Here is a 13,228-nt window from a genome sequence, read left to right as displayed (position 1 = left end):
CGCGCCGCTACCCGTCCAGCCGCTCGATCCGGACGGCGCACACCTTGAACTCCGGCATCCGGGACACCGGGTCGAGCGCCGGGTTGGTCAGGGTGTTGGCCCGGCCCTCGCCCGGCCAGTGGAACGGCATGAACACCGTGTCCGGGCGGATCGCCCGGCTCACCCGGGCCGGCGCCACCGCCCGGCCGCGCCGCGAGACCACCGCCACCGGTTCGCCGTCGGCGACGCCCAACCGGTCCGCGAGCCGCGGGTGGAGCTCGACGAAGGGGCCGGGCTCGGCGGCGTTCAGCGCGGTCACCCGGCGGGTCTGCGCGCCCGACTGGTACTGGGCCAGCACCCGCCCGGTGGTCAGCACCACCGGATACCCGGCGTCGGTCTCCTCGTCCGCCGGACGGTGCGTGACGGGCACGAACCGGGCCCGGCCGTCGGGCGTCGCGAACCGGTCCAGGAACAGCCGGGGCGTGCCGGGATGGTCCGGAACCCCGGCCGGCTCCCCGCGGGCCGCCTGCGCCCCCGTCACGGCCCGCGTCGGGGGTGCGGGGCACGGCCAGAACACCCCGTCCTCCGCCGCGATCCGCGCGTAGCTGATCCCCGAGTAGTCCGCCGGGCCGCCCGCCGACGCCCGCCGCAGCTCCTCGAAGACCTCCTCCGGGTCGGCCGGGAACCCCGTCCGGTGCCCCAGCCGGGCCGCGAGCCCGCCGAGCACCTCCAGGTCCGTGCGGACCCCGGGCGGCGGGTCCAGGGCCCGGCGGCGCAGCAGCACCCGGCCCTCCAGGTTCGTCGTCGTCCCGGTCTCCTCCGCCCACTGGGCGACCGGCAGCACCACGTCCGCCAGCTCCGCCGTCTCGGACCGCACCACGTCCGCCACCACCAGGAAGTCCAACGCCCGTATGCGCTCCTCCACATGGGCGGCGCCCGGTGCCGACACCACCGGATTGGAGCCCATCAGCAGCAGCGCCCGGACGTCCCCGCCCAGCGCGTCCAGCAACTCGTACGCGCTGCGGCCCGGCCCGGGGAGCGCGTCCGGATCCACCCCCCACACGCCCGCCACGTGGCGGCGGGCCGCCGGATCGTCCAGCCGCCGGTAACCGGGCAACTGGTCGGCCTTCTGGCCGTGTTCCCGGCCACCCTGACCGTTGCCCTGACCGGTCAGGCAGCCGTAGCCGGACAGTTCCCGGCCGGCCCGCCCGGTGGCCAGGCACAGGTTGATCCAGGCCCCGACGGTGTCGGTGCCCTTCGCCTGCTGTTCCGGGCCGCGCGCCGTCAGCACCATCGAGGACGGCGCGTCGCAGAACAGCGCGACGGCCTCGCGCAGTTGCGGCACCGGCACCCCCGTGAGGCGCTCGACCAGTTCCGGCCAGTGCCCCATCGCCGCGGCCCGGGCCGCCGGCCAGCCGCGGGTGCGAGCGGCGACGAACTCCTCGTCGGTGCGGCCCTCGGCGACCACCAGGTGCAGCAGCCCCAGCGCCAGCGCCAGGTCCGTGCCCGGGCGCGGCGCCAGATGCAGGTCCGCCTGCTCGGCGGTGCGGGTGCGGCGCGGATCGACGACGATCAACCGGCCGCCGTTCTCCTTCAGCTCGGTCAGGTAGCGCAGCGCCGGCGGCATGGTCTCCGCCATATTGGAGCCGACCAGCAGCACGCACCCGGTGCGCGCCACGTCGGCCAACGGGAACGGCAGCCCCCGGTCCAACCCGAACGCCCGGCCCTGCGCCGCCGCGGCCGACGACATGCAGAACCGGCCGTTGTAGTCGATCTGCGACGTGCCGAGCACCACCCGCGCGAACTTCCCCAGCGCGTACGCCTTCTCGTTCGTCAACCCCCCGCCGCCGAACACCCCGACCGCGTCCCGCCCGTGCGCCGCACCGGTCCGCCGCAGCTCCTCCGCGACCCGGTCCAGGGCGGTGTCCCAGTCGGCCGGCACCAACGCGCCGGTCGCCGGATCGCGCACCAGCGGGGCGGTCAACCGGGCCCCCGGGGCGAGCAGTTCGGGCGCCGTCCGCCCCTTGGCGCACAGCGCGCCCCGGTTCACCGGGAACGCCGGCCGCGGCACGACCTCGACGGCCGGGCCGTCCGGGCCGTCGGCGGGCTGGAGCCCCATGCCGCACTGGAGGGCGCAGTAGGGGCAGTGGGTCTCGACCGTGGCGGCGGCGGCCGTGGCGACGGTGTCCATGCCGGCCAGCGTGGAACGGGCGTGTTACGCCGGCGGGTCGTCCCGGTTTCCGGCCCGCGGCGGAGTCCTCCCACCGGCCGGCGGGCCCGCGGCAGCGCCCCGGTACACGGAGTTCCCCGCCGGGAAACGGCACCGCAACGACCGCCTGCCAGGCTCGGCCCATGACGGCGTCGACCACGAACCACCCCACCCCGGAACCGACCCCCGCCGCGCCCCCACCACCCCCCGACCCGTGCCCCCGGCCCGCCGACCCCCTGGGCGCCGCCGGCCTCGCCTGCGAGATCACCGCCGAACTCAGCAGCCGGCTCCGCACGGTCCGCCTGCACCGCTTCCGCCACCCCACGGCCCGGCCGCCCGCCCTGGTGGCCGTCGCCCACGGCAGCCGCCACCCCGGGGCCGCCCCCGCCGTCCGGGCCCTCCTGGCCCGCGTCCGCGCGCTCCGCCCCGGCCTCCCCGTCCACCTCGGCCACCTCGAACTCGACGAACCGCTGCTCGCCGACACCCTCGCCGCCCTGCGCGACGCGCCCGCCGCACCCGGCTCGGCGGTCCTGGTGCCGCTGCTGTTCGGCCACGGCCACCACGTCACCCGGGACCTGCCCGCCGCCCTCGCCGCCGCCGGGCACCTCAACGGACGGACAGCCAGCCCCTTGGGCCCGGACGCGCTCCTGGCGGAGGCGCTGCACGACCGCCTCCTGGAGGCCGGCTTCCCCACCGGCCCCCACCACGGCCACCGGCCCGCCGTCGTCCTGGCCGCCGCCGGCTCCCGCGCCGCCCGCTCGGCCCGCGACACCGCCCGCACCGCCCGCCTGCTCTCCGCCCGCCTCGGCGGCGTCCCCGTCCTGCCCGGCTACGCCCACCCGTCGCCCGCCACCGCCCCGGACGGAGACGCTTCGCGTCGCCCCTCCTCGATTGCCGCGTCCCGGACCGTCCCCGAGGCCGTCCGGGCGCTCACCGACCGCGGCCACCGGCCCCGCGACATCGCCGTCGCCGCCTGCTTCGCCGCCCCCGGCCGCCTCGCCGACCAGTGCGCGGCCCTCGCCCCCGGGCCGGCCGCCGCACCCCTGGGCGACCACCCCGCGCTGGCCCGTCTCGTCCTGCACCGCTACGACCAGGCGCTCTGCGCGCGTACCGGATCCGGCACGCAGGACATCGGGGCGGCTACCGTCGCGGTATGACGGGCACAACACGGGCAACTCCTCCCAGCCCCGGCCAAGAACCGCACGCGGCGCCCCCCGGCTACACCGCTGCGGACACCGAACGCTGGGTCCCCGAACCGGACAAGCGACCCGGGCGCACCGCCTTCCAGCGCGACCGCGCCCGGGTCCTGCACTCCGCCGCACTGCGCCGGCTCGCCGGCAAGACCCAGGTCGTCACCCCGGGCAGCGCCACCCAGGCGTGGGACGCCAGCCCGCGCACCCGGCTGACGCACTCCCTGGAGTGCGCCCAGGTGGGCCGCGAACTGGGTGCCGCCCTGGGCTGCGACCCCGACCTGGTCGAGGTCGCCTGCCTCGCGCACGACCTCGGCCACCCGCCCTTCGGGCACAACGGCGAACAGGCCCTCAACGAGGTCGCCGCACCCTGCGGCGGCTTCGAGGGCAACGCCCAGTCGCTGCGCCTGCTGGCCCGTTTGGAACCCAAACGGTTCGTGCCGTCCCCGGACGGCGCCCCGGTCAGCGTCGGCCTCAACCTCACCCGCGCCGCCCTGGACGCCGCCACCAAGTACCCGTGGCCGCGCGGCGCCCACCCCGACGGACCCACCCTCCCGAAATTCGGCGTCTACGCCGACGACCTGCCGGTCTTCGCGTGGTTCCGGCAGGGCGCCCCGTCCGCCGGACGCAGCTTCGAGGCGCAGGTCATGGACTGGTCCGACGACGTCGCCTACTCCGTCCACGACGTCGAGGACGGGCTGCACGCCGGCCACCTGGACCCCAACGTCCTGCTCGCCGACCCCGAGCGCGCCGAGATCTTCGCGGTCGCCGCGGAGCGCTACGCCCCCGGCGCCGGCGAGGCGGAGCTGGCCGCCGCCCTGGACCGCCTCCTGGAGCAGGAGTGGTGGCCGCACGGCTACGACGGCTCGGCGCTCGCCCAGGCCCGCCTCAAGGACGCCACCAGCCAGCTCATCGGCCGCTTCTGCCAGGCCGCCGAGGAGGCCACCCGGGCGCGGTGGGGGCACCCTCCGTACCGCCCGGGCCCCGGGGGCGGCGGCACCCGGCTCACCCGCTACGCGGCGGAGCTGGTGGTTCCGGCCGAAACCCGGCTGGAATGCGCCGTTCTCAAGGCCGTCGCCGACCGTTACGTCATCCAGCGTCCCGACCAGGAAGCGCTCCGCGCCGACCAGCGCGTGGTGATCGCCGAACTGGCGGAGGCGCTCCTCGCCCGCGCCCCCGACGGCCTTGACCCGCAGTTCCGTTCGCTCTTCGACGCGGCCCCCGACGACAGCGCCCGGATGCGGGCCGTCATCGACCAGATCGCCGCACTCACCGACGCCTCGGCGCGTACTCTTCACGCCCGCCTCACACGTCCCCCTGGTAACGGTTAGGGCAACCCAGGGTGACCCTTGGGGGGCGGCCCCTCTTCCCCCCTCACGCTCCGTGCGGGACGCTCGTCCCCGCACCGACGCACGGGAACCCGAACACCGTCGAACGCATCAAGGGAGCCAGGAGGAAACGGGGGCAGCGACAACGGGGCAGCACCGGGGGAACCAACGGGGGCGTTCACGGACGCGGACGCGGACGTACGGCACCGCAACGAGGAGGAAGCAAGTGGTCGACACGCACCAGACGTTCGTCATCGTCGGGGGTGGCCTGGCCGGGGCGAAGGCCGCGGAGACGCTCCGCGCGGAAGGGTTCACCGGCCGGGTGATCCTCATCTGTGACGAACGCGACCACCCCTACGAGCGCCCCCCGCTCTCCAAGGGGTACCTGCTCGGCAAGGAAGAACGGGACAGCGTCTTCGTCCACGAACCCGCCTTCTACGCCCAGGCCCGCATCGAGCTGCACCTGGGCCAGCCCGCCGTCCACCTGGACCCCGCGGCCCGCACCGTCCGCCTGGGCGACGGCACCCTCATCGCCTACGACAAGCTGCTGCTCGCCACCGGCGCCGAACCCCGCCGCCTGGACGTCCCCGGCACCGGCCTCGCCGGCGTGCACCACCTCCGACGCCTCGCCCACGCCGAACGCCTGCGCGGCGTCCTCGCCTCCCTGGGCCGCGAGAACGGCCACCTGGTCATCGCCGGCGCCGGCTGGATCGGCCTCGAAGTGGCCGCCGCCGCCCGCTCCTACGGCGCCGAGGTCACCATCATCGAGCCCGAGCCGACCCCCCTGCACGGCATCCTCGGCCCCGAACTCGGCGCCCTCTTCACCGACCTGCACGCCGAACACGGCGTCCGCTTCCACTTCGGCGCCCGCCTCACCGAGATCGTCGGCCAGGACGGCATGGTCGTGTCGGTCCGCACCGACGACGGCGAGGACCACCCCGCCCACGACGTCCTCGCCGCCATCGGCGCGGCCCCCCGCACCGCCCTCGCCGAACAGGCCGGCCTCGACGTCGTCGACCGCGCCGACGGCGGCGGCATCGCCGTCGACGCGGCGCTGCGCACCTCCGACCCGTTCATCCACGCCGCCGGCGACGTCGCCGCCGCCGACCACCCCCTGCTCGACACCCGGCTGCGCGTCGAGCACTGGGCCAACGCCCTCAACGGCGGCCCCGCCGCCGCCCGCGCCATGCTCGGCCAGGACATCAGCTACGACCGCGTCCCGTACTTCTTCTCCGACCAGTACGACCTCGGCATGGAGTACTCCGGCTACGCCCCGCCCGGCTCCTACGACCAGGTCGTCTGCCGCGGCGACATCGGCAAGCGGGAGTTCATCGCCTTCTGGCTCCGCGAGGGACGCGTCCTCGCCGGCATGAACGTCAACGTCTGGGACGTCGCCGGAGACGTCCAGCAACTGATCCGCTCCGGCACCCCGTTGGACCCCGAGAAGCTGGCCGATCCCACCGTTCCACTGACCACGCTGCTCCCGTAGCGTGCCCGTATGACCTCTGGTCCCACGAGCACCAACCGCTCCACCGGCGGCGCCGACCCCGACGCCAGCGGCACCCCGGACGTCACCCTCGACGACGTCCGGGAAGCCGCCCGCCGACTGGCCGGCGCCGCCCACCGCACCCCGGTGCTGCGCTCCCGCACCCTCGACGCGCGCACCGGCACCCAGGCGTTCCTCAAGTGCGAGAACTTCCAGCGGGCCGGCGCCTTCAAGTTCCGCGGCGCCTACCACGCCCTCTCCCGCCTCACCCCCGAGGAACGCACGAGCGGCGTCGTCGCCTACTCCTCCGGCAACCACGCCCAGGCCGTCGCCCTCGCCGCCCGCGAACGCGGCACCCGCGCCGTCATCGTCATGCCCACGGACGCCCCGCGCTCCAAGAGGGACGCCACCGCCGGCTACGGCGCCGAGATCATCACCTACGACCGCTACACCGAGGACCGCGTCGCCCTCGGCCGCCGCATCGCCGAGGAACGGGGCCTGACGCTCATCCCCCCGTACGACCACCCGCACGTCATCGCCGGCCAGGGCACCACCGCCCTGGAGCTCCTGGAGGAGACCGGCCCGCTCGACGCGCTCCTGGTGCCCGTCGGCGGCGGCGGGCTGATGGCCGGCGTCGCCACCGCCGCCACCGCCCTCGCCCCCGGCATCCGCATGATCGGCGTCGAACCGGCCGCCGGCGACGACACCCGCCGCTCCCTGGCCGCCGGCCACCGCGTCGCCGTCCCCGTGCCGCGCACCATCGCCGACGGCCAGGCCACCGAAACCCCCGGCGAACTGACCTTCGCGATCAACCGGCGGCTCGTCGACTCCGTGCTCCTGGTCACCGACGACGAGATCCGCACCGCCATGGCCTTCGCCTTCGAACGCCTCAAGATCGTCGTCGAGCCCAGCGGCGCCACCGCCCTCGCCGCCCTCCTCGCCGGCCACCTGGAGCACCCCCCGGCCCGCACCGGCGTGATCGTCTCCGGCGGCAACATCGCCCCGGACCGCTTCCGGGAACTCCTCGGCTGACCCGCCCCGCACCCCGACCGGCCCCGGCCGACCGGCACCCGACGGGAACTGTCCGACCCCCACCGTAGAATTCACTCGTGGCAGGCAGGATCAACGATGACGATGTGAAGGCGGTACGGGACGCGGTCCCGATCGACGCCGTCGTGTCCGAGTACCTCCAGCTCCGCAACGCCGGCGGCGGCAACCTCAAGGGCCTGTGCCCCTTCCACGACGAGAAGTCCCCGTCCTTCCACGTGAGCCCCGCCAAGGGGCTCTACCACTGCTTCGGCTGCCAGGAGGGCGGCGACACCGTCGACTTCGTCATGAAGATCGACCACCTCTCCTTCGCCGAGACCATCGAGCGCCTCGCCGCCCAGGCCGGCATCACCCTCCGCTACGAGGAGGGCGGCTACACCCCCGGCCGCCAGCAGGGCGAGCGCACCCGCCTCGTCGAGGCCCACAAGGCCGCCGCCCAGTACTACACCGAGCAGCTGGAGAGCCCCGAGGCCGTCATCGCCCGAACCTTCCTCGCCGACCGCGGCTTCGACCAGGACGCCGCCGGGCACTTCAGCGTCGGCTACAGCCCCGCCGGCTGGGACCACCTCACCCGCTTCCTGCGCGGCCGCGGCTTCAGCGACAAGGAACTGATCCTCTCCGGCCTCTCCCAAGAAGGCCGCCGCGGCCCCATCGACCGCTTCCGCGGCCGCCTGATGTGGCCCATCCGCGACATCTCCGGCGAGGTCGTCGGCTTCGGCGCCCGCAAACTCCGCGACGACGACAACGGCCCCAAGTACCTCAACACCCCCGAGACCCCCCTCTACCGCAAGTCCCAGGTCCTCTACGGCATCGACCTCGCCAAGAAGGAGATCGCCAAGACCAACCGCGCGGTGGTCGTCGAGGGCTACACCGACGTCATGGCCTGCCACCTCGCCGGCATCACCACCGCCATCGCCACCTGCGGCACCGCCTTCGGCGAGGGCCACATCAAGATCCTCCGCCGGCTGCTGATGGACAACTCCGGCTCCGAAGTGGTCTTCACCTTCGACGGCGACGCCGCCGGCCAGAAGGCCGCCCTGCGCGCCTTCGAGGACGACCAGAAGTTCGCCGCCGAGACCTCCATCGCCATTACCCCCGGCGGCATGGACCCCTGCGACCTCCGCCTCGCCAAGGGCGACCAGGCCGTCGCCGACCTCGTCGAATCCCGCACCCCGCTCTTCGAGTTCGCCCTCCGCCACGTCGTCTCCCGGCACAACCTCGACACCCCCGTCGGCCGGGCCGCCGCCCTCGACGAGGCCGCCCCCATCGTCGCCCGCATCAAGAACAGCGCCATCCAGCACGAGTCCGCCGTCCAACTCGCCGGCATCCTCGGCATCCTCGACACCCAGTTCGTCGTCCGCCGGGTCTCCCAACTCGCCCGCTGGGCCCGCGAGCGCGGCCGCGACGGCGGCCCCGGCCAAGGCCGCCCGCAGCGCCGCGAGGCACCCTCCGCCGCCGAGCCGCAGCGTCCCGCACCCGGCGCCGGCGGCCCCGCCCTCAACCTCCGCAGCCCCGCCCACCGCGTCGAACGGGAACTCCTCAAGCTCGCCCTCCAACGCCCCGACCTGGTCTCCCCGGCCTTCGACGCCTACGGGGCCGACGAATTCACCGCCCCCCCGTACGCCGTCGTCCGCCAGTGCATCGAGGAGGCCGGCGGCGCCACCACCGGCTCCGCCGACGGCGACTTCCTCACCCGGGTGCGCGACGCCGCCCCCGACGACACCGTCCGCGCGATGGTCACCGAGCTGGCCGTGGAACCCCTCCACACCCGCCGCGACCCCGACGAGGTCTACGCCGGCGTGCAACTCGTCGCCGTCCGCCTCGCCGCCGTCAACCAGCGCGTCATGGAGATCCGCGGCACCCTCCAACGCCTCGGCCCCCGCGCCGACCCCGAGCAACTCACCGCCGTCCAGAACGAACTCTGGGTCCTCCAGCAGTACGGCCAGTCCCTCCGGGAACGCGGCGCCGCCGCCCTCTGAACCACCCCGCCCGACCGCCCCACCCGCCCCAGGGCCCCCGCCGCCCTCCACCGGCACCTCCCGGTAGCCATGCGGTCACGGAACGGACTCAGAAAGTGCCCGCACGCCCCTCGTGGCGGACATGTGTCGTACTCCACACTGAGGAGCGGTGCCGTAAGTCCCGGAGCGCGGCGCATCCGGCCGCACGCGCCGTCGTACGGGCCGTGCGCCCCCGCGCAGCCGCTCGCGACGCGGGGCGACCGAGGCGGCCCGGCCGCCTCCGCCCCGGTCCTCGTGCCGCCCCAGCCGCGATCACCCTGGAGGTCGCCCCCGTGCAGACCCGGACCCTCTCCGCCGCACCTGCCGGTGGCGCACCGGCCGCCCCACCCGATACCGGACTGCACGCCACCCCGGTCACCGTGCCACAGCAGGCCGAACCCCCCGCCGTCGAACTCCTCGCCGCGCAGCAGCCCCCGGACCCGCCCGGACCCGCCACCCCACCGGCCCCCACGCCCACCGCCGACGCCCCCGACACCACGGAAACCCCCGACGCCACAGAAGCCCCCGACCCCGCACCCCCCGCCGACACCGGCGGCCCCTCCTCCGACCTCTTCCGCCAGTACCTCCGCGAGATCGGCCGGATCCCCCTCCTCACCGCAGCCGACGAAGTCGACCTGGCCCGCCGCGTCGAAGCCGGCCTCTTCGCCGAGGAGAAACTCACCCGCACCCCCGACCTCGACTCCCAACTCGCCCACGACCTCGACACGTTGGTGGTCCGCGGCCGGATCGCCAAACGCCGCCTCATCGAGTCCAACCTGCGCCTGGTCGTCTCCGTCGCCAAACGCTACGTCGGCCGCGGCCTGACCATGCTCGACCTCGTCCAGGAGGGCAACCTCGGCCTGATCCGCGCCGTCGAGAAGTTCGACTACGCCCGCGGCTACAAGTTCTCCACCTACGCGACCTGGTGGATCCGCCAAGCCATGTCCCGCGCCCTCGCCGACCAGGCCCGCACCATCCGCGTCCCCGTCCACGTCGTCGAACTCATCAACCGCGTCGTCCGCGTCCAACGCCGCCTGCTCCAGGAACGCGGCTGCGAACCCACCCCCGACGACGTCGCCGCCCACCTCGGCCTCACCCCGGAACGCGTCACCGACGTCCTGCGACTGGCCCAGGAACCGGTCTCCCTGCACGCCCCCGTCGGCGAGGAGGAGGACGTCGCCCTCGGCGACCTCATCGAGGACGGCGACGCCGCCTCACCCGTCGAATCCGCGGCCTTCCTCCTCCTCCGCGAACACCTCGACGCGGTCCTCTCCACCCTCGGCGAACGCGAACGCAAGGTCGTCCAACTCCGCTACGGCCTCGCCGACGGCCGCCCCCGCACCCTGGAGGAGATCGGCCGGATCTTCGGCGTCACCCGCGAACGCATCCGCCAGATCGAGTCCAAGACCCTCGGCAAACTCCGCGACCACGCCTTCGCCGACCAGCTCCGCGGCTACCTCGACTGACCCGACGGCCCGCCGCTCAGCCCTCCCGCTGGAACGCCCCCGGATGGACCTCGTCCCGCACCGCCGTGAACTGCTGCCGCACGGCCTGCCACACCGGCAGCTCCTCACCGGGCTCGAAGACCTGGCTCGCCGCCGCCGGCCACTGCGGCGGCTCCGGGTACCCCCCACCGCCGTCCGCGGCCGTCCCGTGCGCCACCTGCCACGCCCACGCCGCCTGCCGGGCCGCGCCCAGCGCCGCGTACTCCGCCGGCTGCGGCACCACCACCTGCGCCCCGAACAGCCCCGGCGCGGCCGCCTGCACCGCACCCAGCTCCGCCGCCGCACCCAGCAGGAACACCCGGCGCACCGCCACCCCCCGGCCCCGCAACACGTCCAACGCGTCCGCGAGCCCGCACAGCATGCCCTCCACGGCCGCCCGCGCCACGTGCTCGGGCTTCATGCTCTCCCGCCGCATCCCGTGCAACGACCCGGCCGTGTGCGGCAGATGCGGCGTCCGCTCCCCCTCCAGATACGGCAGCATCACCATCCCGTAGGCACCCGGCGACGACGCCAACGCCAACTCCGACAGCCCCGCCAGATCCGTCCCCAACATCTCCGCCGCACCACGCAGCACCCGCACCGCATTGGTGGTGTGCACCACCGGCAGGTGCCGCCCGGTCGCGTCCGCGAGCGACGTGATCGTCCCGGTCGGGTCCGCCAGCGCCTCCTCGTGGACGGCGAACACCGACCCCGAGGCACCCAGCGACACCACCGCGTCGCCGACACCCACACCCAGCCCGAAGGCCGCGGCCATGGTCTCGCCGGTCCCGGCCGAGATCAGCAGCCCCTCCGGCGTGAAACCCGCCGTCCCCGACGGGCCCAGCACCTCCGGCAGCCGCACCTGGTGCCCCAGCGCCAGCTCCACCAGATCCGACCGGTACGCACCGCTCGCCGCCGACCAGTAGCCCGTCGCCGAGGCCCCGCCCCGGTCCGTGGTCCGCCGCGCCGGCCGGCCCAGCAACTGCCAGGCCAGCCAGTCGTGCGGCGTCATGACCTCGACGATCCGGGCCGCGTTCGCCGCCTCGGCACGCGCCAGCCACCGCATCTTCGTCACCGGGTGCTGCGCCTGCGGCACCGACCCCACGGCCTGCGCCCAGGCCATCCGCCCGCCCAGCGCGTCCACCAGGTCCGCGGCCGCACTCTGCGCCCGCTTGTCGTTGCCCACCAGCGCCGGCCGCACCGGAGCACCCTCGGCGTCCAGCGGCACCAACCCGTTCTGCTGCGCCGCGACCCCGATGGCCTGCACGCCCTCCAGCAGTCCGTTCCCCGCGGCCTCGCCGAGTGACATCAGCCACGCCTGCGGATCGACCTCAGGCCCCTTCTCGACGGGGTGCGGCGCGTACCCCTGCCTGATCACGGCACCCGTGTCCGCGTCGCAGACCACGATCCGTGTGCTCTCGGACGAACTGTCCAACCCGGCGACTATCCCCATGGCCCCAGATGATGCCCCATGAGCCCCATAGGGAAAGAGTCAGGGTTTGCCCACCGGGGCCCCGACCTCACGTATTGCTGGTGCCCCACTCGTCGTCGTCGGCCGCCCGCTGCTCCCGCAACGACCGCACCCGCTCCGCGACCGGCGCGGGCAGCCGCCCCTCGACCTTCGTCGACACCGTCACGAACGCCTTCGACGCGGCCTGCCGCCCGGTCAGCGCGGCCGACTCGGCGGTGTTGCGCACCGCCGGGTTCTGCGCGATCCGCTGGGCGCTCTTGCGGAGCTGCTCGTACCGCTCCCGCCCGGCCCGGGTGCCGAGCACATATCCCACCGCCAGTCCCGCGATGAACGTGAGCCGGTAGCGCATCGCTCCACCTTTCCCTTGCCGCTCGATTCCCGTCCGGTGCCGGCCGGCACCGGACGCCGGGCTGGGCACCTGCCCACCGGCACCCGGGCCGCCCGCGGCGACCTCCGGCGATACCGATTGGCGGAGCACCCCCCTGCTTGCGCTAATGTATGTGTCGCAGCGAGCGCACGCCGTCCGGAGCCCCGGACAGCGATGCATTCGAGGCAAGCAGAGCAATCCCCTGTAGCTCAATTGGCAGAGCAGCCGGCTGTTAACCGGCAGGTTACTGGTTCGAGTCCAGTCGGGGGAGCTCAATCCCCTGTAGCTCAATTGGCAGAGCATTCGGCTGTTAACCGGAGGGTTACTGGTTCGAGTCCAGTCGGGGGAGCAAGAGAACGAGGACCCCGAAAGGGGTCCTTTTTCTTGTGCCCGGGAACCGAATCCCCGGTGATCGAAGTCCTCTTGGGCGTGCAAGGTCGCCCGACGGCAGCCCGCACGGGCAGCAGATCGTATGAGCGGCTATGCTGCGGCAGACGGCGCGCACAAATGTGCGCGACGCGCCGTGAGGGGCGGTAGCTCAGCCGGTTAGAGCAGCGGACTCATAATCCGTCGGCCGTGGGTTCGAGTCCCACCCGCCCCACCACAGCCCCTGGCGCAGAAACGATCTGGCCTGACGGCACACGGCGAGAAAGACAGGAAAGGCCCCCGC

At 74.4% G+C, this 13,228-nt stretch carries 9 protein-coding genes and 3 tRNA genes; 9 read left to right on the top strand and 3 right to left on the bottom strand.

The genetic code is table 11. The features are described from left to right. Positions 1-7: 7 nt before the first annotated feature. Positions 8-2,170, bottom strand: coding sequence for a molybdopterin oxidoreductase family protein (locus ACJ6WD_RS25535; protein WP_407616564.1), 2,163 nt, complete (start codon positions 2,168-2,170; stop codon positions 8-10). A gap of 161 nt (positions 2,171-2,331) precedes the next feature. On the opposite strand from ACJ6WD_RS25535, the gene ACJ6WD_RS25530 reads away from it, so the two are divergent. From ACJ6WD_RS25530 to ACJ6WD_RS25505, 6 genes are all read left to right on the top strand, one after another. Beyond that, positions 2,332-3,345: a sirohydrochlorin chelatase gene (locus ACJ6WD_RS25530; RefSeq protein ID WP_407616563.1), complete on the top strand. Its 1,014-nt coding sequence runs from the start codon at positions 2,332-2,334 to the stop codon at positions 3,343-3,345. Then, the gene (locus ACJ6WD_RS25525; RefSeq protein ID WP_233661662.1) at positions 3,342-4,709 is read left to right on the top strand and encodes a deoxyguanosinetriphosphate triphosphohydrolase; all 1,368 of its coding nucleotides are present in this window, start codon (positions 3,342-3,344) and stop codon (positions 4,707-4,709) included. The genes ACJ6WD_RS25530 and ACJ6WD_RS25525 overlap by 4 nt, the downstream gene beginning before the upstream one ends. 223 nt (positions 4,710-4,932) lie before the next feature. Next, a complete protein-coding gene (locus ACJ6WD_RS25520) occupies positions 4,933-6,195 on the top strand; it encodes an FAD-dependent oxidoreductase (RefSeq protein ID WP_233661661.1) in 1,263 nt (420 codons plus the stop codon). Positions 6,196-6,204: 9 nt separating this feature from the next. Then, positions 6,205-7,224 carry a threo-3-hydroxy-L-aspartate ammonia-lyase gene (locus ACJ6WD_RS25515; RefSeq protein ID WP_407616562.1) on the top strand — a complete coding sequence of 340 codons (1,020 nt, stop codon included), beginning with the start codon at positions 6,205-6,207 and terminating at the stop codon, positions 7,222-7,224. Positions 7,225-7,301: 77 nt separating this feature from the next. Further along, entirely contained in the window at positions 7,302-9,218 is a 1,917-nt protein-coding gene (gene dnaG / locus ACJ6WD_RS25510; RefSeq protein ID WP_233661659.1) for a DNA primase, read from the top strand. Positions 9,219-9,529: 311 nt separating this feature from the next. Next, on the top strand, positions 9,530-10,702 hold the full coding sequence (locus ACJ6WD_RS25505; RefSeq protein ID WP_407616561.1) for an RNA polymerase sigma factor: 1,173 nt from the start codon (positions 9,530-9,532) through the stop codon (positions 10,700-10,702). 16 nt (positions 10,703-10,718) lie between these two features. On the opposite strand, the gene ACJ6WD_RS25500 is transcribed toward ACJ6WD_RS25505, so the two are convergent. Together ACJ6WD_RS25500 and ACJ6WD_RS25495 are read right to left on the bottom strand one after the other, a co-directional pair. Then, on the bottom strand, positions 10,719-12,173 hold the full coding sequence (locus ACJ6WD_RS25500; RefSeq protein ID WP_016571867.1) for an FGGY family carbohydrate kinase: 1,455 nt from the start codon (positions 12,171-12,173) through the stop codon (positions 10,719-10,721). A 67-nt stretch (positions 12,174-12,240) separates the two neighbouring features. After that, positions 12,241-12,540: a hypothetical protein gene (locus ACJ6WD_RS25495; RefSeq protein WP_016571866.1), complete on the bottom strand. Its 300-nt coding sequence runs from the start codon at positions 12,538-12,540 to the stop codon at positions 12,241-12,243. Positions 12,541-12,756: 216 nt separating this feature from the next. On the opposite strand from ACJ6WD_RS25495, the gene ACJ6WD_RS25490 reads away from it, so the two are divergent. The 3 genes from ACJ6WD_RS25490 to ACJ6WD_RS25480 all read left to right on the top strand — a co-directional run bounded on the left by ACJ6WD_RS25490 (position 12,757) and on the right by ACJ6WD_RS25480 (position 13,162). Then, positions 12,757-12,829 (top strand) — tRNA-Asn (locus ACJ6WD_RS25490). A 5-nt stretch (positions 12,830-12,834) separates the two neighbouring features. Further along, positions 12,835-12,907: transfer RNA gene (locus ACJ6WD_RS25485), tRNA-Asn, on the top strand. Between the two features lie 178 nt (positions 12,908-13,085). After that, positions 13,086-13,162: transfer RNA gene (locus ACJ6WD_RS25480), tRNA-Ile, on the top strand. The last annotated feature ends 66 nt before the right edge of the window (positions 13,163-13,228 follow it).

Origin of the sequence: Streptomyces sp. VTCC 41912 (genome assembly GCF_045799175.1) — a bacterium.
GTDB lineage: Bacteria > Actinomycetota > Actinomycetes > Streptomycetales > Streptomycetaceae > Streptomyces > Streptomyces albulus_C.
This window is presented reverse-complemented; position numbering and strand designations above follow the sequence as displayed.

Bases quoted from the DNA above. Each gene is read 5' to 3' on its own strand.
- ACJ6WD_RS25525 (WP_233661662.1), top strand. From the start codon at position 3,342: ATGACGGGCACAACACGGGCAACTCCTCCCAGCCCCGGCCAAGAACCG.
- ACJ6WD_RS25535 (WP_407616564.1), bottom strand. From the start codon at position 2,170: ATGGACACCGTCGCCACGGCCGCCGCCGCCACGGTCGAGACCCACTGC.
- ACJ6WD_RS25530 (WP_407616563.1), top strand. From the start codon at position 2,332: ATGACGGCGTCGACCACGAACCACCCCACCCCGGAACCGACCCCCGCC.
- ACJ6WD_RS25500 (WP_016571867.1), bottom strand. From the start codon at position 12,173: ATGGGGATAGTCGCCGGGTTGGACAGTTCGTCCGAGAGCACACGGATC.
- ACJ6WD_RS25515 (WP_407616562.1), top strand. From the start codon at position 6,205: ATGACCTCTGGTCCCACGAGCACCAACCGCTCCACCGGCGGCGCCGAC.
- ACJ6WD_RS25495 (WP_016571866.1), bottom strand. From the start codon at position 12,540: ATGCGCTACCGGCTCACGTTCATCGCGGGACTGGCGGTGGGATATGTG.